The sequence below is a fragment of the Coraliomargarita sinensis genome, assembly GCF_003185655.1.
GTDB lineage: Bacteria > Verrucomicrobiota > Verrucomicrobiia > Opitutales > Coraliomargaritaceae > Coraliomargarita_B > Coraliomargarita_B sinensis.
Genome location: NZ_QHJQ01000001.1, coordinates 422,298 through 447,488 on the forward strand (window position 1 = coordinate 422,298; position 25,191 = coordinate 447,488).

At 55.9% G+C, this 25,191-nt stretch carries 21 protein-coding genes and 1 tRNA gene; 10 read left to right on the forward strand and 12 right to left on the reverse strand.

Annotation, left to right across the window (positions count from 1 at the left end; translation table 11 throughout):
- Nucleotides 1–834 carry an inositol monophosphatase family protein gene (locus DDZ13_RS01815; protein ID WP_110129714.1) on the forward strand — a complete coding sequence of 278 codons (834 nt, stop codon included), beginning with the start codon at nucleotides 1–3 and terminating at the stop codon, nucleotides 832–834.
- A 63-nt stretch (nucleotides 835–897) separates the two neighbouring features.
- Here DDZ13_RS01815 and DDZ13_RS01820 read toward each other — a convergent pair whose 3' ends face one another.
- On the reverse strand, nucleotides 898–1,506 hold the full coding sequence (locus DDZ13_RS01820; protein ID WP_110129715.1) for a lipocalin family protein: 609 nt from the start codon (nucleotides 1,504–1,506) through the stop codon (nucleotides 898–900).
- Nucleotides 1,507–1,594: 88 nt separating this feature from the next.
- Nucleotides 1,595–3,739, reverse strand: coding sequence for a M3 family metallopeptidase (locus DDZ13_RS01825; RefSeq protein ID WP_110129716.1), 2,145 nt, complete (start codon nucleotides 3,737–3,739; stop codon nucleotides 1,595–1,597).
- 142 nt (nucleotides 3,740–3,881) lie between these two features.
- On the opposite strand from DDZ13_RS01825, the gene DDZ13_RS01830 reads away from it, so the two are divergent.
- Complete coding sequence (locus tag DDZ13_RS01830) at nucleotides 3,882–4,637, forward strand: RsmE family RNA methyltransferase (protein ID WP_110129717.1); 756 nt, start codon at nucleotides 3,882–3,884, stop codon at nucleotides 4,635–4,637.
- 99 nt (nucleotides 4,638–4,736) lie between these two features.
- Here the strand turns inward: DDZ13_RS01830 and DDZ13_RS01835 are convergent, their stop codons facing one another.
- The gene (locus DDZ13_RS01835; protein ID WP_110129718.1) at nucleotides 4,737–5,951 is read right to left on the reverse strand and encodes a PP2C family protein-serine/threonine phosphatase; all 1,215 of its coding nucleotides are present in this window, start codon (nucleotides 5,949–5,951) and stop codon (nucleotides 4,737–4,739) included.
- A 67-nt stretch (nucleotides 5,952–6,018) separates the two neighbouring features.
- Here DDZ13_RS01835 and dtd point away from each other — a divergent pair, with 67 nt between their 5' ends.
- The gene (dtd, locus tag DDZ13_RS01840) at nucleotides 6,019–6,474 is read left to right on the forward strand and encodes a D-aminoacyl-tRNA deacylase (protein ID WP_110129719.1); all 456 of its coding nucleotides are present in this window, start codon (nucleotides 6,019–6,021) and stop codon (nucleotides 6,472–6,474) included.
- 459 nt (nucleotides 6,475–6,933) lie between these two features.
- Here the strand turns inward: dtd and DDZ13_RS01845 are convergent, their stop codons facing one another.
- The 6 genes from DDZ13_RS01845 to DDZ13_RS01870 form a co-directional block, all read right to left on the reverse strand.
- Nucleotides 6,934–8,409 carry a TrkH family potassium uptake protein gene (locus DDZ13_RS01845; protein WP_146209198.1) on the reverse strand — a complete coding sequence of 492 codons (1,476 nt, stop codon included), beginning with the start codon at nucleotides 8,407–8,409 and terminating at the stop codon, nucleotides 6,934–6,936.
- Nucleotides 8,410–8,411: 2 nt separating this feature from the next.
- Nucleotides 8,412–9,758, reverse strand: a complete 1,347-nt coding sequence (trkA, locus tag DDZ13_RS01850) for a Trk system potassium transporter TrkA (protein ID WP_110129721.1) — start codon at nucleotides 9,756–9,758, stop codon at nucleotides 8,412–8,414.
- A 68-nt stretch (nucleotides 9,759–9,826) separates the two neighbouring features.
- Entirely contained in the window at nucleotides 9,827–10,750 is a 924-nt protein-coding gene (locus tag DDZ13_RS01855; protein WP_110129722.1) for an aldose epimerase family protein, read from the reverse strand.
- Complete coding sequence (locus DDZ13_RS01860) at nucleotides 10,723–11,190, reverse strand: hypothetical protein (protein WP_110129723.1); 468 nt, start codon at nucleotides 11,188–11,190, stop codon at nucleotides 10,723–10,725. The genes DDZ13_RS01855 and DDZ13_RS01860 overlap by 28 nt, the downstream gene beginning before the upstream one ends.
- Before the next feature lie 263 nt (nucleotides 11,191–11,453).
- Nucleotides 11,454–11,726, reverse strand: coding sequence for a hypothetical protein (locus DDZ13_RS01865; RefSeq protein WP_110129724.1), 273 nt, complete (start codon nucleotides 11,724–11,726; stop codon nucleotides 11,454–11,456).
- 406 nt (nucleotides 11,727–12,132) lie between these two features.
- Nucleotides 12,133–12,474: a hypothetical protein gene (locus DDZ13_RS01870; RefSeq protein ID WP_110129725.1), complete on the reverse strand. Its 342-nt coding sequence runs from the start codon at nucleotides 12,472–12,474 to the stop codon at nucleotides 12,133–12,135.
- 115 nt (nucleotides 12,475–12,589) lie between these two features.
- Here DDZ13_RS01870 and holA point away from each other — a divergent pair, with 115 nt between their 5' ends.
- Nucleotides 12,590–13,687, forward strand: a complete 1,098-nt coding sequence (gene holA, locus DDZ13_RS01875; protein ID WP_199221032.1) for a DNA polymerase III subunit delta — start codon at nucleotides 12,590–12,592, stop codon at nucleotides 13,685–13,687.
- A 126-nt stretch (nucleotides 13,688–13,813) separates the two neighbouring features.
- Nucleotides 13,814–16,198, forward strand: a complete 2,385-nt coding sequence (locus tag DDZ13_RS01880) for an ATP-binding protein (protein WP_110129727.1) — start codon at nucleotides 13,814–13,816, stop codon at nucleotides 16,196–16,198.
- On the opposite strand, the gene leuA is transcribed toward DDZ13_RS01880, so the two are convergent.
- Nucleotides 16,173–17,846: a 2-isopropylmalate synthase gene (gene leuA / locus DDZ13_RS01885; protein ID WP_110129728.1), complete on the reverse strand. Its 1,674-nt coding sequence runs from the start codon at nucleotides 17,844–17,846 to the stop codon at nucleotides 16,173–16,175. The genes DDZ13_RS01880 and leuA overlap by 26 nt on opposite strands.
- A gap of 305 nt (nucleotides 17,847–18,151) precedes the next feature.
- Here leuA and DDZ13_RS01890 point away from each other — a divergent pair, with 305 nt between their 5' ends.
- Nucleotides 18,152–18,718, forward strand: coding sequence for a flavoprotein (locus tag DDZ13_RS01890; RefSeq protein ID WP_110129849.1), 567 nt, complete (start codon nucleotides 18,152–18,154; stop codon nucleotides 18,716–18,718).
- Nucleotides 18,719–18,724: 6 nt separating this feature from the next.
- Nucleotides 18,725–21,769, forward strand: coding sequence for an SUMF1/EgtB/PvdO family nonheme iron enzyme (locus DDZ13_RS01895; RefSeq protein WP_110129729.1), 3,045 nt, complete (start codon nucleotides 18,725–18,727; stop codon nucleotides 21,767–21,769).
- A 59-nt stretch (nucleotides 21,770–21,828) separates the two neighbouring features.
- Here the strand turns inward: DDZ13_RS01895 and DDZ13_RS15885 are convergent, their stop codons facing one another.
- Nucleotides 21,829–22,083: a GIY-YIG nuclease family protein gene (locus DDZ13_RS15885; protein WP_110129730.1), complete on the reverse strand. Its 255-nt coding sequence runs from the start codon at nucleotides 22,081–22,083 to the stop codon at nucleotides 21,829–21,831.
- A 110-nt stretch (nucleotides 22,084–22,193) separates the two neighbouring features.
- Nucleotides 22,194–22,270, reverse strand: a tRNA-Val gene (locus DDZ13_RS01905).
- A gap of 92 nt (nucleotides 22,271–22,362) precedes the next feature.
- Between DDZ13_RS01905 and DDZ13_RS01910 the strand changes: the two genes are divergently transcribed.
- The 3 genes from DDZ13_RS01910 (at nucleotide 22,363) to DDZ13_RS01920 (ending at nucleotide 25,068) form a co-directional block, all read left to right on the forward strand.
- Entirely contained in the window at nucleotides 22,363–23,163 is an 801-nt protein-coding gene (locus DDZ13_RS01910) for a fumarylacetoacetate hydrolase family protein (protein WP_110129731.1), read from the forward strand.
- Between the two features lie 129 nt (nucleotides 23,164–23,292).
- Complete coding sequence (locus tag DDZ13_RS01915) at nucleotides 23,293–24,075, forward strand: ParA family protein (protein ID WP_110129732.1); 783 nt, start codon at nucleotides 23,293–23,295, stop codon at nucleotides 24,073–24,075.
- An 81-nt stretch (nucleotides 24,076–24,156) separates the two neighbouring features.
- Nucleotides 24,157–25,068 carry a tyrosine recombinase XerC gene (locus tag DDZ13_RS01920; RefSeq protein WP_110129850.1) on the forward strand — a complete coding sequence of 304 codons (912 nt, stop codon included), beginning with the start codon at nucleotides 24,157–24,159 and terminating at the stop codon, nucleotides 25,066–25,068.
- Nucleotides 25,069–25,191: the final 123 nt, after the last annotated feature.

The window sequence follows — 25,191 nt, forward strand, 5'->3', positions numbered from 1 at the left end:
ATGCCAAGCGAGCAAATGGAATCTGTCGAAGATCGCCTGAATCAAATTCAGGCGATCCTGCCCTCGCTGGGTGAGCAGCTGCTGGAGTTACAAACCGGTGACCTTGGCGTGCTGACGAAATCGAACACCTTCGATCTATTGACCAAAGCGGATACGGCCAGCGAAGCGCAGTTGGTGGCATTCATTCAGGAAAATTTCGCCGACGATGTCATCCTCGCCGAGGAAGGCAGCGTGGCCTCGGATGCGCAAGAGGCGGGGGAGCGGTTTCTCTGGATCCTCGATCCCATCGACGGCACGACCAATTACGCCAACGGTCTGCCGGTCTGGGCGATCTCAATCGGATTGATGCAGGATTCCGAAATGGTCGGTGGCATCGTGTGCGCGCCGGGCATGGGCCTTTGTTATCGTGCGGTCGCAGGCGCGGGTGCGACCTGCAACGACCGATCCATCTCCGTGAACAAAAAGGCGAGCATGAGTGAGGGGATCATCGCGACCGGCTTCCCCTACGACCGTGCCAAGCGCGCCGAGCCAATTTGCCGGGCGCTGGAAAATATGCTCCGCCAAGCAGGAGGGATCCGCCGACTGGGGGCCGCCTCGCTCGATTTCTGCTTTCTCGCGGATGGGCGTTACGCCGGTTATTATGAAATCGGGCTCAAACCCTGGGACTTTGCTGCGGGCAGCTTGATTGCCCGGGAAGCGGGTGCGAAGGTGACCGATCTTTCCGGTAAGAGCCTGGATATTTTTAACAGTGCGGGTGTCGTCGCGACCAACAGCATGATCCACGGGGAATTAATGCAAGCCGCACAACCTATGATCAGGGCAGCTGAATTATAACGGGAGTCTCGCCACGACGGCGACGAAACCTTCGTTTTAAGACTGGCCGTAGTGCGACAACAATCAACGCTCAGCCAGCGGTGCTGTGGCCCCCACCTCTTTCAACTCCTTAAGCCGCTCGCTTTCATCCGACCAGTCCTGGGGCAGGCGCTGAACAACGGATAGATCATAGCCGGCTTCCTCGAGCTTCTTCAGTTGAGACTGGTAATGCTTGTCATCGATGTCACGGGCGCGGTCCATGATCCAGGCATATTTGCGGCTGGGGTGGCCGATGATAGTACTTTGATAATCTTCAGACACATCAATGATCACGTAGTCCGATTTAAAGGGCCAGATGAACTGCATTTTCCAGCGGGCCTGGCTGGGGTCGTCTTCGACAGGAAAACCCTTTGGGGTGAATGTCTTGAGCTCACCGTCGACGCTGCCGTCTCTGAATTGATAGGTCGTTTCCACCTGATTCTTATCATTCAGGTAGTAGTGTTCGACGGCATTGTGCGCCTTCTTGTCCACCAGAATCGGGGTGTAGCCGTGGACATACCAGACGCCCATGAACTTTCCCAAGTCCACACGATCTGCGGTGGGCAGCGGGGTATCTGATGAAGCACAGCCGTTCACAAACCACAGCGAAGCAACTAGCACCAACGAGGTAAACGCAAAATTTTTACCGAACATATTAATCTATCGCCAGACCGGAGTATATCTTACGAGCTGGAATTGAAATTAATGTAGAGGCATCCGCTAGCGGATGCCGGGAGGCGCTTTAATCATACATGATTCCATCCCGTCGCAGCAGCGCGTTCGGGTCCGGTTCGCGCCCCATGAAGTCCTTGTAGAGCTCGGTTGGATCTTTGGAGTTGCCCTTGGCCAGAATCTTATCGCGGAACTCGCGGCCCGTCTTTGGGTTAAGAATGCCTTCTTCCTTGAAGCGGGTAAAGGCATCGGCATCCAGAACTTCCGCCCACTTATAGCTATAGTAGCCCGCGGCATAGCCGACCGGATGACTGAAAAGGTGCCCCATGTTATAAGCCTTTGGCTTGGGTTTGGTTTTGTATTCGGCGGCGTAGCCTTCGAGCGCGTCCTCGATGAAAGTGTCCAGGTCCTCCTTTGAAGTATTGGGCCAATTCATGTGGAGCTCGAGATCCATCTTGCCAAAGCTCAACTGACGGACGTTGAAGCTGGCTTTCATGTAGTTGCGCGCGGCCAGCATTTTATCGAAGAGTGCATCGGGGATGGGCTCGCCGGTCTCATGGTGTCGGGCGAAACGGTCGAGGCTCTGCCGCTCCCAGCACCAGTTTTCCATGATCTGGGAAGGTAGCTCGACGAAATCCCAGGGCACGTTGACGCCGTTGAGCGACTTGACTTCGACTTCGCCACAGAGGTGGTGCAGCAAATGCCCGAACTCGTGGAAGATGGTTTCCACTTCGCTGTGTGTCAGTAGGGCGGGCTTGTCACCGACGGAAGGTGTCAGGTTGCCGCAGATCAACCCGAGGTGGGGGGTGCGGTCGCCCGCCTCCGGATCACGGTTGCCGGTGATCAGATAGTTCATCCAGGCCCCGCCGCGTTTCGATTCGCGGGGATGCCAGTCGGCGTAAAACGCGCCCAGCATCTCATCCGTCCTGGCGTCGAACAGTTCGTAAAATTTTACTTCCTTGTGCCAGGTCGCGACCGCCTCGGGCGATGCCGGCTCGGGCATGCGGGAAGTATGCTCCTTATCCCCGCCGGGCGTATCCTGCAACTCGGACCCCATGTTCCACATGCCGCTCCGTGTATCACGTTCTTCGATACGCAGGTCGAAAATTTCCTGTACGATGTCGAACATCCCGTCGATCACTTTGTTGATGGGGAAGTAGGGGCGCAGGGTTTCTTCGTCGAAATCATAGTGGGCCTTGCGTTGTTTCTCCGCCCAGTACGCCGCTTCCCATGGTTGGAGCAGTTCCTTTTCCTCTCCCTTGGTGTCCGACTTGTATTGGCGGATCTGTTCCGCTTCCTTCTGGAACTGATCGCTTACTTTGTTGAAGAGGTCTTCGGTAAACTGGAGCGCCTTACTGCCAGAGCCAGCCATGCGGCGTTTGGTGACATGATCGGCAAAATCCTTTTCGCCCATTAACTGGGCGAGCTCCTGCCTCAGGTCGAGGATCTCCCGGACCAGTTCCTGATTGTTGTAACTTTTGCCGCGGCCGATTTCGTCGAAGGCTCTCCAGATTTCTTCCCGCAGTGCCTCGCTGTCGGCATAGGTCATTACTGCGATGTAAGAGGGGGCCTGCAGTGTGAAACGCCAGGCATCATGATGGCCTTTCTGCTCCGCGTCCTGTTTGGCGGCGCTGATCGCAGATTCCGGCAGGCCGGAAAGTCCCGATTCCTCGTGGATGATTTTTTCCCATGCGTTGGTCGCATCGAGGCAGTTCTCCGAATATTTCTGGGTGAGCTCGGCGAGGCGGTTTTGCAGCTCGGCCGCGCGCTTCTTCTTTTCGCCCGGCAGGTCCGCACCTTGCTCGCGGAAGTCGGCCAGGGTCTCTTCCACGTAGCGTTGCTTGGTAGGAGTGAGCTTGGCTACGTCATCGCTTTCGCCAAATGCCTTGATCTTTTCCCAGAGCGCGTCGTTCAACGGGATGCCGGAGAAGAACTCGGTCACCTTCGGCAGCATCTTATTATGGGCGGCGCGCAGTTCCGGGCTGTTGCAGACAGAATCGAGGTGGCTGACCAGCCCCCAGGCCCGGTTGAGTGGTTCGAGGCCGTCATCGAGCGCCGCGATCGTATTCGCATAGCTCAGCGGAGCCTCCTGTCCGGCGACCGTGTCGACGGTGGACCGGGCGTCCTGCAGCGCCTTGTTGATATCGGCTTCGATGTGGTCAGGCGTCAAGGCCGGCCAGTTGATGTAGAAATCTTCGCTTAAAAATGGATGCATACTAGTTGGGAGTGAAGGTGAGTCTGAAAGTGGAAGCAAAAAGATTCTCATTACCATCTATCGCACTAAGTTTTAATTCAAGTATCCTTGCAGACCTTCTCGCTCACTTTCACTCTCGCTTTCACCCTCACTCCACCTACTCATGCCACACTACCGTTCATTTTTATTTCCGGAAGCAGAAGTGCTGGAAGGTTCCATCACACTGGACAGGCGCGAAAGCCACCATCTGGTGAAAGTGTTTCGTGCGCGTACGGGCGAGTCGGTCGAGATTCTGGACGGTTGTGGTAAGCGCTACAGCGGGCACCTGCAGCGTGCGGATGCCAAGGCGGCGGTGGTCGAGATTGAGCAGGTGGATGCGGTCGAGCGGCCTAAACAAAAAGTGACGCTCCTTCAGGCCCTGCCAAAAGGAAAGGCGATGGACCTGATTCTGCGTATCGCGACCGAAATTGGCGTAGCGGAGTTGCAACCAATTTACACCAGCCATAGCGATGTCCATATTCCCCGAGAACGCGTCGGAGGAAAAGTGGAGAAGTGGCGGGCCACCACGATCGAAGCCTGCAAACAATGCGGGCTGCCTTTTCTCCCCGAAACGAATTGGCCTCAGGGCTTGGTCGATTGGCTGCAGCAAAATCCGCCGGCCGAGAATGAGTTGCGTATCGTTGCCAGTCTGGAGGAGGGCTCACGCCTGTTATTGGACACCCTTTCTCAATCAGTCTTGCCGGACCACATTGTTTTGGCCGTCGGGCCGGAGGGGGATTTTTCTAGCGAGGAATACGAAGCTCTGGGGGCAGGTGGGTTTACTCCGGTTCGTCTGGGGGATAATGTTCTGCGCGCGGAAACCGCAGCCGCCTACATGCTCAGCGTGATCGACCAGTTCAGTAGGTGGAAACAGTCCTAGAGGCACGTATGGAAATCGGGAGTGCGGTGCCTCTCGCGCCGCAGAACAAAGCAGGGCGTGACGTCCGACTTTTACAAAAAGAAGTTTCCAGAAGGGCCTTTAAGATAATTCAAAGGCCAAGAGTGTGATGTCATCCTGCTGGCTCTCGGACTGGGTGTGCTCGGCAACGGTTTCGTAAATAATTTGCTGTGTTTCCTGAACGGTTTCCCCGGCGTGTTTCTCAAAGCATTGGATCAAGCGCTCCATGCCAAATTCTTCCCCATCCGGAGCGGATGCTTCGACGATCCCATCCGTAAACGCATAGAAGCGGTCGCCGACTTTCAAGTCGATGGCCTTGGCCGGGGAAGCACTACCTCCGGGAATTCCCATCACGGTGCCGCCGGGAAGTTGAATGAGTTCACATTTCTTCTCGGCTTTGCGATAGACGAGCACCTGCCGATGGCCCGCGTGTGAGAGCACCAACTTGCGGCTGCCGTTCTTTTGGCGCGCCCCGAAGTGCCCCGCGAGGCCGGTGACGAAGCCCTCGTTCAGCCGACCGGTCAGGCCGTGATTCACCGAGTTCAGGAAGTCCTGCGGGTTGTCGGTATAGACTTCGGCGCTGTGCGCGGTCAGGTATTTGATCAGAACCGTATAAAAGGCGGCCGTGACGCCGTGCCCACAGACATCGCCCATGAAAAAGAGCAGGCAGTTGCTCGGATTGCGCGGGAAGCTGAAAATATCTCCGCCCACCGAGGTCATGGGTTTCCAGAGGTAGCCGATGTCGACGTGATTGACGTGGGGCACCCGCCCGGGAATCATGACTGATTGCACCTTGTGCGCACTTTGATAGTCGGAGCGTAAGATTTCGTTTTGTTCCCGCAGACGGTTCTCGCTTTCGGCCAGCTTGATCTGTGCTTCTCTCTCGGCGGTAATGTCGCGGGAGATGCCGATGATGCCGGCCAGCTTGCCGGAGGCCAGATAGAGTGGTGCCTTGCTGGAAGTGACCCAGGAGATGGAGCCGTCATCCCAGGTTTCTTTTTCCACCCGGTTGATGATGGGCTTTTCCGTTCGCAGGATCTCCTGCTCATCGTCGTAAGCCTGTTGCGCGTGTTCGTGGGAGAAGAGGTCGAAGTCGGTCAAGCCCTCGAGTTCATGCCGTTCCTTGAATCCGTGCATTTCGACCAGTGCCTGACTGGCGGCGACAAATCGGCTTTTCTTATCCTTGATGTAGATCCGGTCCGGGGTCTGTTCCATCAGGCTTTCGAACAATCGCTTGGCCGATGCTTTGAGGAGCATGGAACTGCCGTCAGGGTCGATCTTCGCGGAGGAACTCATTTAGCGACGAAATATAGCCTTTGGCTTTAGTATGGCAATACTGAGACGATAGATTTCTCTGGTTTCCATGCGAATTGTCATTCAGCGGGTCTCCCGCGCTCAAGTCACGGTTGAAGAAAATTGCGTCGGATCCATCGACAAGGGCTTGCTCCTCTTTCTGGGAGTGGGGCAGGGCGATGAGGAGAGTGACGCGGATTGGTTGGTAAAACGCATTACCAAGATCCGGCTCTTCGAGTCCGCGCCCGGGCGTATGGACCTCGCCTTGCCGGATATCGGCGGGGGAGCCTTGGTCATCAGTCAGTTTACCCTTTTCGGAAGTTTGAAAAAAGGAAACCGCCCGTCGTTCAACCGTGCCGCCCCGCCGGAGCGGGCGAAGCAGCTTTACGAATACTTTGCCGAACAGCTTGCCCTGGCGCTGGGGCGTCCCGTGCCGACCGGGGAATTCGGAGCGGACATGCAAATCGAGGCACATAACGACGGCCCCGTGACTCTGATGGTGGATTCCCGGAACCGGGACTTCTAAATCTTAATTCAGAGGACAGAGATCAGAGGGCAGAAGCCAGAAGCTGGAGGTCGAGGCATGGTCTCTCGGGTAATTTGGTCGGTTGCCACTTTCGGTCAGGAGTATCACCTGGTGGGCGACGGAGGAGCGAGCGGAGTTGATACCTTTGACTGGATATGGATTCCAGAGTGCCGGGTGGGTCCGACGCCGGCATGTGCCATCTCTTCCCTCAATTTCATTTTTTTCACAACCGCTTCGCTAGAGAGCCCTTCTGTCTTCGCCCTGCGGGACTACGCCGGGACAAGCCGGGCGAGTATGGGGAGGGTATTTGTTGTTTCTTTCCTCCCAAATCTCCCTGCCTCTAGCGCAAACGGTTGTAAAATTGCTTCGCCATCTCCGGAAGACCTTCGTCATTTTCTTTCCCATATCAGGTATTCTTAAAAGCCGACACTCCTTGACGCAGACTGCTGGCCTCTGGTTTTACGAATAGCGCCGCCACACGGAGGGGGCGAACAGCACCATCACGGCATAGAGCTCGAGACGGCCGAGGATCATCAGCAGACTGACAAATATTTTAGTGCCGGCTCTCATGAAGTGAAAGTTCTCCGCCGGGCCAACGGCTTCGAAACCCGGGCCGATATTAAAGAGGGTGGCCTGCACACAGGAGAAAACACTGAGGAAACTGAGCTCAGGCTCCATCGCGGAGAGAAAGAGCATCGAGAGTATTTGCAGGGATCCCATCAACATGAGGAAGAGCGTCACGTTGTGGATCGTTTTCTCGCTGAGAGTCTGTCCGCTCATCCGCATGCTGATCGTGACATTGGGTCGAAAGGCATGGGTGACGCTGCGTAGGGCCGCTTTGAGAGCGACTGCGATCCGCACGACTTTGACGCCCCCGGCAGTCGAACCGGAGCAGCCCCCGATAAACATGAGAATGATCAGCAACATCTTGGCGGGCGGCAGCCAGGCGTCGAAGTTGGTGGAAGCGTAGCCGGTGGTCGTCATGATCGAGACCGCCTGGAATGCTGCCATACGAATGCTTTCGTGGTCCGGAAGTTCACCGGTTAGCTCGACAAGGTAGAGCGAGAGCAAGGCGGTGCTCGCAGCGAGAATCCCGTAAAACCAGTAGACTTCGTTGTTCTGGCGGAGGATGTGTTTTTGCCCGCGAAAGAGCCGGATCACGAAAAGAAAGGTGGTCGCGCTCAGTGCCATGAAGACGATGGATATCCACTCGATCGCCGGACTGTTGAACTCGGCGATACTATCGGCCTCCGTACTGAAGCCCCCGGTGGCCACCGTGGTCATGCAGTGGTTGATCGCTTGGAACCAATCCATCCCGGCGAGCCGGTAGGCCAGCATGCAGGCGCCCGAAAGAATCAAATAATAAACCATCAGGACGAAGGCCCCGTGCTGGACCCGGCCCTGTTCGAAATCAGCCGATGTGCCGGAAGACTCGTTGGAAAAAAGGATCTTCGCGCCGGCGCCGAGGGAGCTCAGGATCGCCACGAAGAAAACGACCACACCGAGGCCGCCCACCCATTGGCTGAGCGAACGCCAAAAGAGAAGACTGGCGGGAAACTCGTAAAAGTTCCAGAAGGCGGTCGCACCCGTGGTCGTCAGGCCGGAGGAACTTTCGAAAATCGCATCCGAGATGTCGCAGCCCTCGACCGTGAGGGCATAGGGAATCGCACCGACCAGAGTCGCCAGGATCCAGGACAGCCCGATCGCGCAGAGGGCTTCCCGTCGGTAGAGTTGCTTCGCCTGACCTTTGCGCCCAAGCACATAGAAGAGGAGCGCCAGGAGGATGGAGATCCCGATAGTGGTTTCGAAAGCCATGATCGAGCGGTCGTCGAACGACTCGCCCATGAGCAGGCCCACGCCGATGCAGGAGACAAAGGCTGCGCACAGGGCCAGCAGCACCATGCTCAGTAGCTTGTAAATGATCTCAGTGTTCACGCCTAGACGAGTGCTTTCGTGACTTCTTTTTCCTTCTCTCCGGTAACGATGACGACCACCCGGTCGCCGGCGAGTATGGTGTCATCGGCCGCCGGCACCTTGGCCTTGAACTTGTGGAGAAGCGCCACCAAGAGGCAGCCGCTGGGGAGATGGATGTCTTTGATCGTTCGCCCGATGGCCGAGCTGGAGTGGCTGATCCGCACTTCCAGGACCTGGCTGCCATCAGGCATTTCCGCCAGCCTGGAGACTGATTCGTTGGATAGGTTGCGCAGCATGAAGTCGGCCGTGGCGCGGCGCGGCGATACAGCCACCTCGATATCGAGACGGGTCTGCAACATGCCGAGCAGATCATCGTAGTCGCCCTTATTAATGAGCAGCTGCACGTGCTTGGCCCCCAGCTTCGAGGCCTGGATACAGGTCAGGATATTCTCCTCGTCGTCCTTGGTGCAGGCCACGAAGTAATCCGCACAGTCGATTTGTTCCTCTTCCATCAGGCGGATCGAGGTGGCATCGCCATTGATCACGGTAATGTGGGGAAAGCGTTCCGCCAGCCGCCGGCAATGGGCCTGGTCCTTTTCGATAACGCGTATTTTGAAACGGGGATTCTTGAGAAGATGAATCAGGTTGATCGCGGTTTCACTGCCGCCAAACAATACCACCCGGGAGAGCTCGACCTTTTGCTTCGGGTCGAATTTTTCGCGGAGCGCGAAGAGCACTTCCGGATGTCCGAAGAGGGTGACGATATCGTCTTGCTGCAGCACGGAGTCCGCATTGGCAATTTCGGTTTGGTCGCCACGGTGGATGTAGCCGATCCGGACCTGGGGGTCGAGTTTGATGTCCTTGAGCTTCTTTCCGATCAGGCGGGACCCGCGGGCCACCCGCTGACGTTGCACCTCGATCTGCCCGCGGGCAAAATGCTCCACTTCGACCCGGCCGGCACTCCGGATTTCCTTGGCCAACTCGACCGCGCAAATCGCTTCCGGGTTAACCAGGAGATCGATGCCAAAGTGGAGCTGGTAGTTCAGAATCGAGGTGTCGCTGTAGGTTTCATCGTGAATCCGGGCGATGGTATTTTTCGCGCCCAGGCCTTTTGCCAGGGAGCAGGAAATGATGTTCGTACGGTCGTCGCTGGTCATGGCAAGGAAGGCATCGCACTTGGCCACACCCACTTCCACCAGTTGACGTGCCGAGCCACCGTTGCCGGTCACGATGCGGGCGTTCTGTTCCTCTTCCAGGCGTTCGCAGTGGCCTTCAGACCTCTCAATGAGCGTCACGTCATGCCCCGAGGCGGCCAGAACTGTGCTGAGGTTACTGCCGACTTCGCCGGCGCCTACGATAATGATCTTCATAATTGAAGGGCCGCATTGTGACGGCTCACGTCATCATTTCCAGAGTTTTATTAGAGCCTTGAGGACGCTCAAAGTAGGGAGACTTCGACGCCGAATTCCGCACTCTCGCCCGGGTTGACCGCATGCAGGCCCTTGCGGTGCTCGGGGCTGTTCGGTGGCCCCATCCAGGGCTCCACGCAATAAAACGGACTGCCCTCGGATTCGGTCCAGATTGCGAAGGCATTCCATTGCGAGTAGGTGTCGGCATCCTTGAGGAAACGAATGCCGATATCCTCTTCGCCGTTGTTCGGGCCGAAAGACGCCAGATTGTCTTTTAACTTGGTGTAGATACGGTCGTTATGCTCGCTTCTGCCGAAATCGCTTTCCTTGTCGAATGGCTTGATCAATTCCAGTGAACCATCCGGCGCGTGGGCGAAGCACTTCTTGGCCGGGATGTGGAAGCGATAGTCCTTACGTTCCAGTCCTTCGTGCCAGGGTAAGGTGAAGTAGAAATGATGGCCGGCCGACCAGGGGATCGGCGTCTCGTCAAAGTTTTCCAGTCTCAGATAGACCCGGAACGAAAGCGCTTCGAATTTGTAGCGCACCGTGAAGCGGTACTGAAAAGGGTAGGCTTCCCGGGCGGCATCGTCGGGCTTCAGCTCCGCGGCAAAGCCGTGTTCGTCGGCAGAGACAACCTCAAACCGTCCTCCGCGGGCAAAGCCGTGCCGCGGCATGGGGCGCACGCTGCCGTCGGGGGCCTTCCACTCGTCCACTTTCCCTTTGTGGTAGGTCCGCGCGCAAAAGGGGAAGAGAATTGGGTTGCCGCCACGCACTTTGGCCAGATTCCCGTAGTCCGCCCCTTCGGACCAATGGATGATGTCGCGCACGCTCCCGTCCGCCATCCTCAGGTTCCAGTTCATCAAGCGTCCCCCGCGCTCCGGGCAGGCCAGATACGTCGACGGCCCACAATTCCAGCGGTGCAACTTCAGTCCTTCGTGCTCGATGATTTCCATGTGTGAGTATGATCAATATCAGGCGGAGAGAGGACAAGCCCCGCTTTGTCCGACGATGGCGTTGCTGCCTCTCTCGGCCCCGTCTTTTTTGTCGTTTGAATAATATCGTCGGAGTCTCCGAACAGACCATTCCGTCCGGGGGAATGCAAAGTCCATTCTCCTTCGTGCGACTCAACTCGGATCGCTTGCCCCCAGGAATCCCAGATTTGGCTGTCTTCGATTTTGCATGAGTTCCAGTCCAACTCAGATGCTCTGATTATGTGCATGAATTCTTCAACTGTAACTGGAGCATGCTCTTCCTCCTCAAGGGCCTCTTCGATCTGTAAAAATAAGAAGGCGGTATGCGTTTCAAGAATGATCGGAAAAGCCACCGATTTCAGAAAAGCGTACAGGCAAACCAAAAAAACGGCCGCAATAATGGCTATTTTAGATGTCTTCATGTCTTCTGACGAACGTCGAGCTCTGGCGCGGCCTTAGCCGTTGCCACCTGCGTCTTGTTCAGTCTTTAGCGGTCGCTCAGATTTAATTACTGAGATAGGTTTTCCAAATTCTTCTTAGTGTGCAGCTTTGATTCTTCCTGCCATCGGTTCCGATGTATCTAAGCTGCTTTTCAGAATAGAGACAAGCCAGTCGGCTTTAAACTCCCCCAAGAATTTTTTTGTTCTGTTATCTTTTTCTAGGCGACCGAACTAATACGTCCGGTTCACCCTGTTTTTTCCTGGATGTCACCTACGACGTATTGATGAATCAAACCGGAAATCAATGCTTGGTAGGGGATTCCCGTTTGAAGTGCTTTTCTTTGAATTCCACTCAAGTCATGGCTACTCAATCGAATGTTAATTCTCTTATCTTTTTTAAAAGTGTTCTCAGCTGCTTTACTGAGTTTGGACAGCAGTTCCTTCGAAGGATCTTGTGGATTCATCTTTCCGCTCTCGTAAGCCTCAAGCAGTTCTTTTTCTTCTGGATCTAATTTCATTTTATTCTTTTCTCCGAGTCTCCGTGCCCTCCAACCCGCTCAGCGGTGGTAAACATTCATTTTCTTCTACATCGGTGAGGACTGGCAATCCAGCCAAAGTGTTTAGTAGTCAAAGTGGTTATCGATTCTCCGGCGGCGTAAATGGGGTTGACCAGTTCCGACTGGATGTAGTTCAGGCTGGCCAATCGGAGTCCCATGGTCGAGTGCCTTCTCTACTGTCATCCCTGTTTTTTTTACCACACACTCCCTGCGGTCGTTGGAGGCACAGAGACACAGAGTTTTGATTTTTCCTTTTCTTCTTCTTGCCTTCGTGTCTCCAGCGAAGCGGGTGGTTGAATTTATTTATTCTTTCCTACATCGATGAGGACAGGCAACCCGCCTGACGAGTTCGAAGTCCTGTTGATTTTTAGAGCTTTAAAGGCGGGTTATCGGGTTGTCCTGCTCCGGTTGGTTGTGAATTTTGATTTCCTCTGACCACTCGCTCGTCGACAAACCGCAGCCTACCAGAGGCTCGGAGCGTTGCGTAAATCAAGCCGATAATGCTAAATACTGCAGTCAATTTTATGAATACAAGATAATCATTTTTTGTTTCTACGGTGTGCCCCATTATCTGCAGTGACACCCAATCAGGGAGATGACCTACCAAACCCAAGAGTCCCGACAATAAAAGGAGAGAGCCGATGATCGCCATTCCCCACATGGTGAATGTGAAGAGCTGAAACAGGCTTCGGGAGCAGAGATTGCTCATTTTTTTGAAACTTCAGTTTTCTTTCACAACAGATTCATGTGCAGCGATTATTCTGAGCCGCGCGTCCGACTGTGGACTTGCGCTGTTGGGTGATGGGGGCAGTATGTCGAGCCCTATGTCAGCCAAGCCGTTTACATTTATCTGTGGTGACGACGATTACCTTGTCTCGGAGAAGGGTAAGGCGTGGTTTGCCGAGCAGACGAAGGGCTTGATGGACGATCTTTCCAAGGAGGTGGTCGACGGGCGTGCGGGGAACATCGCCGAGGTGGAGGACGCGCTCAATCGTTTTACCAGTGCGGTGCAGACGCTCTCACTCTTTGGCGAGCGCAAGGTGGTCTGGCTGAAGGATGTGAATTTTCTGGCGGATTCGGTCACGGGCCGTGCCCAGGGGACTCTGGATTTGGTGGAGAATTTAAAGTCGGTTCTGGAAGAACTCGACCCGGAGGCTGTCGGTGTGTGTATTACGGCGCAGCCGATCGACAAGCGGCGGAGCTTTTACAAGTGGTGTCAGAAGACGGCGGATTTTACTCTGCTCGCCGGTGACAAGAATGCCGCGGCCACCTGTGCCAAACTGATCGAGGAAGAGTGTGCCGAAGCCGGTGTCTCGATGACGCGGGACGCCGTGCAACTCCTGATCGGCAAGGTAAATGGGAACACCCGCCTGATCGTGGAGGAGACGCGCAAGCTTTGCACCTTCGCTGTCGGCAGTGACGAAGCCGTGAATGAGCAGTTGGTCAATGCCCTGGTGCCGAACTTCGGCGATGCCGATTTCTTCGAGGCGGCGGATGCCTTCTTCTCGCTTAAACTCGATTGGACGCTGGAAGCATTGCGGCGGCATTTTTTTACCAACAGCGAGTCACGACCGCTGCTGGGCAGCCTGCAGTCGCGCAACCGCTTGCTAATCCAGCTGCGTGTGCTGCTCGATGCCGGGGCGATTCGTCTTGGAGGGCGTGGCATTTCCAAATCGGATTTGGAAGCGGCGGCAAAAGTCTATGGCCACCACTTCGGAGAGAACCCGGAGAAGAGTAATCTGAATGTTTTTACCCAAAATCCCTGGTATCTGGGGCGTCTTGCGGAAAGTGCGTCCAGACTGTCACTCAAAAAGCTGGTCGACTTTCAACTGGCCTTTGCCGACGCCTTCGAGGCAATCATCGAACGCCCGAATGAGCAGGAAGAGGTCTGCCGTGAGCTTGCGGTCAAATGCCTTTCATGAGGGAGGCCGCTCCCCGGAAATATGAGCCAGCCCGTCAGCCGACATTTTTCGGCAGCGTTCTAGCGTCGGTTGTGCAAAAGTCTTGCGGCAGCGCTTTGGATTGATTCACCTTTTGATCACGACCCAATGTCTAAACCTCAAATCTTCGGCCAGCGACACGACGGAGGATATTTTGCCCTATTCGGGCACTTCGAAGGTGTCCTCATTTATGTGGCCATGGCGATTGCCATGGTGCTGAGCTTTTTATTGACGGGGGAGTATGTGGAAAGTGCGGCGCTGCTTGCGCCGCTCGCGGTAGGCCTTTCTGTCTTGGCGGGTCTGCGCTTCCGTCTGGCCGGTGCGATTGCTTCGGGCTTGGTGGCGGCTTCGGTGTTTTGGACCGCCTTTGCCTTTGACTGGGGCGGCCTGCCGGATCGGGGTATTTTCTTTGGGGCCGGCCTGGTGCTTCTGATCTACATATTTTCTTTTTGTTCTTCTTTGGTCGTGAGTTACCACAGGCGTACCCAGGAAATTTCAGAGCTTCGGGAAAACATGCTCCGCCACGTGCTCGACTCCCTGCCGATCGGCGTGTGGGTCCGTTCACGGGCAGGACAAACTATTTTTGTGAATGAGCGTTGGGCCGACTTTTCCGGTAAGAAGGTGGCGGAAATTCTCGAATCCGGGACAACGGCTGCCCCGGTTAATCTCGGCAAGGATTGGGAGTCCGAGTTGGATAAAGTGCTTCAATCCGATGGTAGTTCCGTACGCTACCGCTTTGTCGAACTCAGGGACGGAGAAGGCCAGCTTTGCACGCTGAACTTGTTGAGCCTGAAGCTCTACATTGATCATCTGGATGATTACGGTACACTTTCGCTTTTGGTTGACGAGACGGCGGTACGGGTTCGCGAGCAGCGTGTCGAGGAAAGTCGCCACAACTTGAAGCTGGCTCTGGATAATGCGCAAATGGGCTTTTGGGATGAGGATGTCGTCGCAGGCAAAGCTGTTTGTGATGAGAACTGGTATCGCCTGATCGGGATGGATTTCGATTCTGCGGTCAATCCGGTAAAGGTGTGGGAAGAGCGCCTCCACCCCGACGACAAGTCGCGCGTATTGGCAGAATACGATGATTATTATAAAATAGCAGAGGGCACTTTCAGAACCGATTATCGGATACGCAAAACCAACGGGAAATACATTTGGGTGCAGGATCGGGTGCGTATCACCGAATTTACCCCCGAGGGCGATCCCAAGCGTGTCACGGGGACGATGCAGGATATCTCGGATCGCAAGCAGACCGAGATTGACCTGAAGCATGCCAAGGAGAACGCCGAGGTGGCGAACGCGGCCAAGAGTCATTTTATCGCAGCGATCTCGCACGAGATCCGTACGCCATTGAACGCGATTATCGGACTGTCCAGTTTTCTCACGGAATGCGAGTTGGATGAGGAGCAACTTGATCTGGCGGAGACTGTTCATAGCAGCGGCAAGAGTCTGCTGACGCTGGTCAATGACCTGCTCGACTTTTCCAAGATCGAAGCGGGACACCTCGACCTTGAAGTACAGGAATACCCGATCCATCTTTTCTTTGAGGACTGTGTGAAGCTCTTCAATCTGCGTGCCAGTGAGAAGGGGGTCACGCTCAAGCTGGATGTCGATCCGGAGATCCCCGATTACGCGATGGGCGATATGCAGCGTCTCAGGCAGGTCGTGCAAAACTTACTGGCGAACGCGATCAAGTTTAGCGACAGCGGCGAGGTTGAGGTGGTCGTGCGCAAGTCCGGACTGAGTGACCTGCCCGCGGAACGACGGCCTGATCCGCTTGAGCCGATCGGCTTTCTGGATCAGCCCGACCACGAATATCTCGAGGTGCGGGTGCGCGACTCCGGGATCGGGATTCCGGAAGAGCAACAACACTTACTTTTTGAAGCGTTCAGTCAGGTCGATTCCTCGGCAAAACGGAAATATGAAGGCACCGGGCTGGGCCTGGTCATTTGTAAGCGTCTGGTCAACGCCATGGGGGGGCGCATCTGGGTCGATAGTAAAGAAGGGCAGGGTGCGGAATTCAGCTTTATTGTGCGCACCAAGTTTCTCGGAGAGAAAAGCCGCATCGAAGATTACACCCGCACACCATTCGAACCGATCGATCGTATCGCGAAAGAGCATCCCTGCGATATTCTAGTAGTGGGGTCGAACGAGGCCACCGAGCCGCTGGTCGCCGCCTGCCGTAAGTTGGGCTACTCGCCGCACCGTTCGGAAGACTACGATTTAAGCGGCAACGCGTATCGGCGCCGGCACTACAACCTGCTCCTGATTTGGATGGAAGACACGGCCAAGGCTTTGGAGTTTGCGCGGAAGATCCGTCTGGACGGGCAGATTAAACAGCCCGAATCCATCATCGGGTTCGTTCCGGAAGGCTCTGAAGTGTCTTTGGAGCGCTGCCAGCTCAGTGGTATGCAGTATATCATCGCGGAGCAACCACACCCCACTGTCGTGCGTAAGGCGATTCTTACGGTGCTGAGCACGCACGATTGAATGCGCTGACGAGGGCGCGCAGCCCGGCCAGCTCGATATTGGCATCAATCCCGCAGCCGTAATACGACTTACCGTTCTGATGGCGGATCTGGATATAGGCCGCGGCTTTGGTCTTGGACCCGCCGCCGATCGAGTGCTGCCGATAATCGAGCAAGGTGAAGTCTTTCCAGCCTTTTTGGTCGAGCGCATCGACAAAGGCGCTGATCGGACCGTTGCCCGTGCCGGTGACCGGCATCTCCTCGCCCCGCATGGTGATGTCCGCGTCGATGCGGACTTCGCCGGTCTTGGAGAAATCTTCCCGCTCAATCGCCAGGATGTTGAGTGGTGTGTCGAGGTTGACGTATTGCTGCATGAAGACCTCGTGCACCTCTTGAGGGCTGAGTTCGCGGCTGCCTTTATCCGCAGCGTCGTTGACCACGACCCCGACTTCCGGATGCATGGCCTTGGGAATATCCAGACCGAAGTCCCGCGAGAGGATATAGGCGACGCCACCTTTGCCGCTTTGACTGTTGATACGGATGATCGCCTCGTAGGTGCGACCGATATCCTGCGGATCGATTAAGAGGTAAGGAACTTCGAAGCGCTCGGTCTGTTCTTTCTCGCGCAAGTCCATGCCTTTTTTGATCGCATCCTGGTGTGAGCCGGAAAATGCAGTGAATACAAGATCTCCCGCATAAGGGTGGCGCTCGGGCACAGTCATGCGCGTGACCCGTTCGTAAACCGCGCGGATGTCATCCAGCTTGCTGAGGTCCAGCCCCGGATCGACCCCCTGGGTGTAGAGATTCAACGCCACGGTGACGATATCGAGGTTGCCGGTGCGTTCGCCGTTGCCGAACAGGGTGCCCTCCACGCGGTCGGCGCCGGCCATCAGGCCGAGCTCGGTGGCGGCAACACCGGTGCCCCGGTCATTGTGGGTGTGCAGGCTGATGATGGCCTTGTTGCGTTCTTTCATGTGGCGGCAGAACCATTCGATCTGGTCGGCATGCACATTGGGCGTGGCCACTTCAACCGTTGCCGGAAGATTTAATATGATCCGTTCCTCCTCGGTCGGCTCCCAGGCCTCCATGACTGCTTCGCAGACTTGGAGGGCGTAGTCGACTTCGGTATCGGAAAAGCTCTCGGGAGAATATTGAAAGCGGACCTTCGTGTCCGGAATCGTCGAGACGAGGCTCTTGACCAAATGAGTCCCTTCAACCGCAATGTTTTTGATCTCCTCTTTACTTTTGCCGAAGGTGACCCGCCGCTGAAGCGGGGAGGTAGAATTGTAAAGGTGGACGATCGCGGTCGGCACGCCCTCCAGGCTCTCAAAGGTGCGGCGAATCAGGTGTTCCCGCGCCTGGACCAGAACTTGCACGCTCACATCCTCGGGGATGCGGTTCTCCGCGACAAGACGGCGGATAAATTGAAACTCCGTATCGCTGGCGGAGGGAAAGCCGACCTCGATTTCCTTGAAACCGATATCGACCAGCATGCCGAACATTTCCAGCTTTTCATCCACGGTCATCGGGATGGCGAGGGCCTGATTGCCGTCCCGCAGGTCGACACTCGCCCAGATCGGGCTGCGGTCGATCACCTTGTCGGGCCACTGTCGGTCCGGCAGGTCGATTTGAGGGAAAGGGCGATATTTGGTGATTTTGCCTTTTTGCATGGCGTCTTGGAAATGTTATGTGAAAAGTTAAAGCGATACTCGTTCAGGAAAGCAAATGTCCCATTAGCGGATGGCGGGGGGAATTCGCCGGTCGGTGGAAATCAAGGGCCTCCGTTTGGCCGCAAAAGTTCAGCTGGCTCCCCTAGGGGAGTCGTTTCGTTAGTTTCGCGAGTCGCGCGGTAAACTTGAGCTGAAGGACTGGCATCACCAATCCAGCATTGACTGACCTAATGCGCTGTCAAGCGCTCTAAGTCGTGTGACTTGAGTCTTGTTTGTGGCAAAAATATCTCTCAGTTTTGAATTTTGTGGCAGCAAATCAAACAGCATTAGAGGGGCGTAACATCATCCTGGGTGTGACCGGCTCGATTGCCGCGTATAAGGCAGCCGATATCACCAGCCGATTAACCGAGGCCGGCGCATCCGTTTATCCGGTGATGACGGCCAACGCGGCGCGGTTTATTGCCCCGCTTACTTTGCAAACGCTGGCCCGCAATCCTGTCAGTGCCGATCTCTGGCAAGAGGAGGAAGGCTGGCAGCCCGGGCATATCGATCTGGCAGACCGTGCTGACCTGCTTCTGGTCGCCCCGGCCACGGCCCATTGTCTGGGACTGTTTGCGCAGGGATTGGCTCCCGACCTTCTTTCCTCTATTCATTTGGCAACGGAAGCGCCCGTCATCCTGGCGCCTGCCATGAATGGTAAAATGCTCGCGCATGCGGCAACCCAGGCCAATATCCAGACGTTGACGGAGCGGGGCTATCATTTTATCGAGCCGGATCAGGGTATGTTGGCCTGCGGCTACGAGGGCAAAGGGAAGCTCGCTTCCGTAGAGGCTATTATCGATTACGTTCTCGCCTTTTTCAAGGCAGGTTAAAGAGGGATGGACAACGACGAACCCAATCCGGAAAAAACCGGTCAAAATGCACAAGGTGGTGAAAAGCTGAAGCATCGTGTGCTGAAGCCGGGGGAGAGCTTTGGTAATTTTCGCGTGGTCAAGTGCCTGTGCGCCGGTCTGATTGCAAACTACTACCACATGCAGCATATCCGTGACCTGCATGATGTTACGGTCGGGATCTTCCACCACCGCACTGCAAAAGATCCTAAGTTCGCCAAGCGTTTGCAGACCTTGCAGAAGACCTTAAAGGGTTTCGATCACGAGGGCATCCCCAAGATACGCGACTGCACGTTAATTAACGAAGACCTCTGTATCTTTCTGGATCCGATCAAAGGACAGACGCTGAGCCAGTATTTCGACGCTCACGCCACACCCGGCTTGGAAGGACTGGGACAGGAGGCGACGACTCGGATTATGGCTCAGTTGCTTGGTCTGCTGGGCTACGCACATACGCAGGGACTGGATCACCGGGACATCGATTCGGATATGGTCTTTGTCCAGGAGGATGGTTCGATCCGCGTGCTTGGACTGGGGGTCAAGGCCGCTCTGGGGACCGAACTTTTTGAAGAAGTGGTGTCGGCGTCCGTCTCGCCGCTGGCATCGAATAAGACGCTCGGCCGTCTCAACTCCTTCGACGTTATGAGCCCGGAATACAAAGCGGGTGTGCTGGAGGATTCACGGGTCGACCTTTTTTGTGTCGGGGTGATCGGCTACTGGTTGTTGACCGCACGAAAGCCCGACCGGGCCAATCTGGAAATGCCAACCTCTCTGGTAGAGGGGCTTCCCTCCAAGTGGGATGGCTTTCTAGCACGTCTACTCGAGCGTGAGCAGGATGAACGATACCAGTCCTGTAAAATGGCTTTGCTTGCGCTCAAGGATGCCGACGATGAGCCCGAGTCGGAAAGCGCCGGTTTTGTGCAGCGCCAGATTGATCGCATCCCGGTGCCGAAGAGCATTCTCGACCGAGGTGAGTTGGCCATACGGATTTATCGACTTTCACTCATTGGCTTTGTCGGTCTCACGCTGACGGCACTGGCTGCGTTTTTCATGGAGGTCGCCTTTACGGAGGAACAGGATTACAGCAAAGAGGTTGCGCAACGAGCTCTGGAAGGGCAGCCGCCGCAGCTCATCGTCGAGGTGCAACCACCTGTCTCCAAGCTCAGTTTTTCCGGTTACGAAGACAGTTTCATAGCCAACAACGGTCGCCTGGAGCTGCGCGTCATCCCCGGCCAATACAAGCTGCGGGTTTCCGCCCCCCACCACATGGAGAAGGTCGAGATGGTGGAGATTACTGCCGGCCAGGCCTCACCCAAGACGATAAGTGTGGAATTGGTGCCCGCATGGACGGATATCCAGATACGTTCCGAGCCCGGGGCCACTGTTTCGGTGATCGATTCCAGAGACATTGAAATCGAGTTAGGCTTCACCGATGAAGCGGGGACCTTCTTCCTCAAGAAGGGGCTCTTTGCCGGCACCTACCAGGTCATCGTGAAAAAAGACGGCTATGAGTCGGCCGTGTTGAAGGACCAACAGTTGAACTTTGGCGAAGTCTCTTCGATTGAGGCCCCGCTGAAGCCTCTTCCTGCCAGCCTGACGGTTGATACAGATCCTCCCGGGGCCCGAATCATGGTGAATGATGTCGAGGTCGGCCGCTCGCCGGTTGTCGTGGATGATATTATTCCCAATGACCAATATCTGGTGGTCGCTCAACTAGAAGGTTATCGCTCCATCGGTCGGCATATCGACATCGGCCCGGGTAAAGATGTGGCGGTCGACATGGGCGAACTCGTTCCCAAGTCGGCGGAACTTCGCCTGGATGCGACTTTCGAGGGGCTGGATGCCGCGGCATCCCGGGCGATGCTGGAAGAAACATCCGTCGTCCTGGGTGATTTGCGCTATCCGTTTGGCTCCGCGGAGCTGAAGTTTGTGCCGGAGGGAGAATACTCCATTCGTCTGGAGCACCCGCTCTACGTCTCCGATGCGAAAGATATTACACTGGCAGACCGCGACGTGAAAGAGATGAGTTTTACCCTGGTGCCTCGCCCGGGTGAGGTTCAGCTCGTTATGCCTGCCAAGCTTGAGCCCCGCATCCGCTTGAACCAAAAAGAGATCGAGCTGGAGGGGGACACCATTTCCATTCCCGCCTTCAGGACAGTGGAATTTGAGCTGCGCATTAAAAATCACCTGACCATGGTGAGGACTTTTGAATTAAAGCCCAAAGAGAAGGTCATTTGGGAGGTCAACCCGGTTCCGATTCCCGGGCCGACTGAAGGCCAGGACTGGACCATGCCGTATTTCGGGTTCCGGCTGGCGTGGGTCCCGCCCGGGAAGTTCCTCATGGGTAGCCCGTTGCCGGAGCAGGGGCGACTGCCCAACGAGGGCGAGCGCACTGAAGTGACTTTTACCCAGGGTTATTGGGCCGGGGTCTATGAAGTGACCCAGGCCGGCTTCCGTGAAATTATGGACAAGATGCCCTCCGACTTTGTGGGGGCAAAGCGGCCTGTTGATACGGTAACCTGGGAAGAGGCGAATATGTTCTGCCAGATGCTGACTTCTCTGGAGCGGGACGCCGGACGTTTACCCGAAGGCTTTGTCTATCGTTTACCGACCGAGGCCGAGTGGGAGTATGCCGCCCGCGCGGGCACGACCACGCCTTTCCACTTCGGTGATCAGGCAGACACGACCCTGGGAAATTTTCGCGGTGTTTATCCCCGTGAACTCGATGATGGACAGCGTGTAACGGAAAGCTACGGCACCGAGCCGGTGGGTAGTTATTCGCCGAATGCCTATGGGCTTTATGATATTCACGGCAATGTCAGCGAATGGACGATCGAAGCTTACAACGGGCGTCTGCCCGGCGGGAAGTTGACCGACCCTGAGCCACGAACCGGAGGGAGTCGTTACACGCTTCGCGGAGGCAGTTGGGAGGACTTTGCCGTTCGGGTGCGTTCCGCTGCTCGTACGGAGGCGCGGAAGGATACGGAAAGCAATGCCATCGGCTTTCGGGTGTTCCTCGCGCCGGAACTGTAGCGGGAGCTCTGCCGGGGGCATGCAAAACTTCTTTAGTTGCTCCGCTCCTGCGAAGGTTCTCAGAAGTGTCTTCTGGCGAATTCTCGACCGGAGCCTGATTTGAGATACTTCTCGAACGCCCGTGCCTTAGCTTCGGAACGGAAACTTACCGCAGTTTGAATTTGCCAAGGTCTGAACTTTACGGTGTGTGGGACATCACCTTGGTTGTGTTTTTTGAGCCTCGCCTCCAAGTCGTCAGTACATCCGGTGTAATGACGGTCAGGATACTCAAGCGACCGGAGAATGTAGACGTATTTGAAAGGGTTCTCTGGCATGCCAAGCCGTAGTCAGGAGTGGGAGATACTTGCCGTTCGGTCCGCCTGCGCTTCACGTGGTGAAGTCTCCGGCGTGACAGCCTTCGCCGTTGCTCCGCTCCTGCGAAGGCTGGTGGGAGCGACTGGAGTCGAACCAGCGACCTCATCCATGTCAAGGATGCGCTCTAACCAACTGAGCTACGCCCCCCTTCAGCTTGGGAAGGGCGGAATAAATGTTCTCGTTTGGGCAGTAGCAAGAAAAAATTTGCTGTGTCCGGACATACGTCGAAGCTGAATGCCATGAATATTGTGCGGGTAGTGAACAGCGATGGGCAGATTTGTTTTGGTGTGGAAAGTAAAGGAGAGGTGCATCGCATCGCTGGGGACATTTTCGATCAGTTCAGTGTCACGGATGAAGTGTTGGAACCGGTCAAGCGTTTGGCGCCGCTCGAGCCGAAGCAGATTTACGCGATCGGGCTGAATTACCGCGAGCATGCGGCGGAGATGAAGTCGGAGGTTCCCGAGTATCCCGTGGTGTTTACCAAGAGCGTGACTTCGGTGGCGCATCCGAACGGTCCCATTCGCTTGCCCCGGCACCTGCACAGCGATCAGGTGGATTACGAAGGAGAGCTTGCCGTGGTCATCGGCAAAGTGTGTAAAAATGTTTCCGCGGATGAAGCCCTCGACTACGTGCTGGGCTACACCTGTGCCAATGATGTAAGCGCGCGGGACTGGCAAAAGGTTTACGGCGGCGGTCAATGGATCAAGGGAAAGAGCTTTGATACTTTTTGCCCGCTCGGGCCCTTCCTGGTGACGGCGGATGAAGTGCCCGACCCGCAGATCCTGCCCCTGCGTACCATGCTGAACGGGCAAATTGTGCAAGAATCCTTTACCGGGGACATGATTTTTCCGGTCGCCGAGCTAATTGCCTTTCTCAGTGGCAGCACCACCTTGCTTCCCGGCACCGTCATCCTGACCGGCACGCCCCCTGGGGTGGGCATGGCGGCGCATCCACCGCGCTTCCTTCGCCCCGGCGATGAAGTGGTCGTGGATATTACCGGCATCGGCATGCTTCATAATCATATTGTTTCTGAGACATGAGATCTGAGATCTGAGACCTGAGACACACCGATTGCCTCGGCGGTGCCCGTAGAGTGCGGCTGTGATTGGAACGGGATAGTTCCGGTCTTTCTTCTCGACGGGATACATCGCAAAGCTATCACTTGAGTCATGTCTGCGACTGTATTCTCGATTGCCAACCAAAAGGGCGGAGTGGGCAAAACCACGACGGCAATAAATCTCAGCTATGCGCTGGCCGATAAGGGTGTGCGCACGGTCCTCGTCGATCTCGACCCGCAAGCAAATGCGACCAGCGGTTTGGGCCTGGAAAAGCAGGAAGGGGGCAGCCTTTATGGCCCGCTATGCGGCGAGGGCAACGCCCTGGAGAAAGTCCAGCCGGTCGGCAGTAGCGATTGTCTTTTCATCATTCCCTCCGAGGTCGACATGGCGGCGATTGAGATCGAGCTGGTCCAGCGGGAGAATTACCTGCTGCAGCTGCGGGAAGTGATTGCACCGCTGCGTGAGTCGGGCGACTACGATGCGGTCATACTCGATTGCCCACCCGCGCTGGGAATGCTTTCGATGAACAGCCTGGCGGCGGCGGATTATCTGCTGATCGCTCTGCAATGCGAGTATCTGGCCATGGAAGGTCTCGGCCAAATTCTCAAAGTTGTGGAAAAGTTGCGGGATGCGGGCGTCAACAACGGTTTGGAACTAGGTGGCATCCTGATGACTATGTTCGACCAACGTACCAATCTCGGGCAGCAGGTCGTCGGCGAGGTGCGCAACCATTTCGGAGATCTGGTTTTTCGAACCATGATCCCCCGCTCCGTCCGTCTCAGCGAGGCGCCCAGTTTTGGCCAATCGATTTTTGAATACGATGCGACCAGTCGCGGTGCTCACGCTTACCGCTACTTCGCGGATGAAGTGATTGATCGCTTTAATCTTGGGTAGTAGCGCTGGCGCGTCCCGCATCTTAACTGTAGGAAATTGTGCGATGCGGTGCCGGAGGCACTCGCGCTACCCTTGCCAGACATGCCTGAACACATCCCTTATCTCGAAGCCTTTATCGCCCATCTCAGGCTGGAGCGACGGGTTTCCGATTATACCGTTCGGAATTATTCTGCGGCGGTGGGAAATTTTGTGAAGTGGCTCGAAGCCGCGGGCAAGTGGAAGGATGATTTCGGAGTCGTGCGTCCGGTCATGGTACGCTCTTTTCTCGTGGAGCAGGGACGACGCATCGCCCGTCGTACCCTCCATAATCATGTCTCCGGGTTGCGTGCATTTTATCGGTATCTGCGCGAGCAGGGTGTGGTCGAGGCCAACCCCTTTACCGGAGTGACGCTGCCCAAGCTGGAGAAGCCCCTCCCGAAATTTCTCTCCGAGGCTCAGATGACGCAGTTGCTCAATGCGCCGCTCACTTTGTGGAAGGATGGGAAGCTCGGCGAATTTGAGGCGTTCCGCGACAGTTTGATTCTGGAACTGCTTTACGGGGGCGGTCTCCGCGTGAGTGAACTTTGCGGGCTGACGCATGGTGACGTCGATCCCGGGCAGGGCGTGGCAAGGGTCATGGGGAAAGGGCGCAAGCAGCGTCTCTGCCCGCTCGGCCCGGTGGCGACACAGTGTCTTAAGACCTTTATTCGGCGCTTTGAACTCAGCGCGGACTTGAAAGACTTTGTTATCTGTCATCGGAACGGTAAGCCCATGCAGCCGCGCGAGATTCAGAAGCTCCTGAAAAAGCACCTGGCTGCTGCTGAGCTGCCGCTCGATATGACACCGCATAAGCTGCGCCACTCCTTCGCCACGCATATGCTCGATCACGGAGCCGACCTTCGGGCCGTACAGGAACTGCTTGGGCACGCCAACCTCTCGACGACCCAGGTCTACACCCACGTTTCGGTGGCACGGCTCAAGGAGGCGCACAAGCAGGCGCATCCAAGGGCGTGATCAGCTTACACTGGCATTAAGTTTAATTTGTCAAGAGGTTGGGCAATATTTTGTTGCTAATCTAGGGTTTTGACCTCAATTGACATAGTGTGAATACTTTTCTATCTTATGTGGCTGCATTGG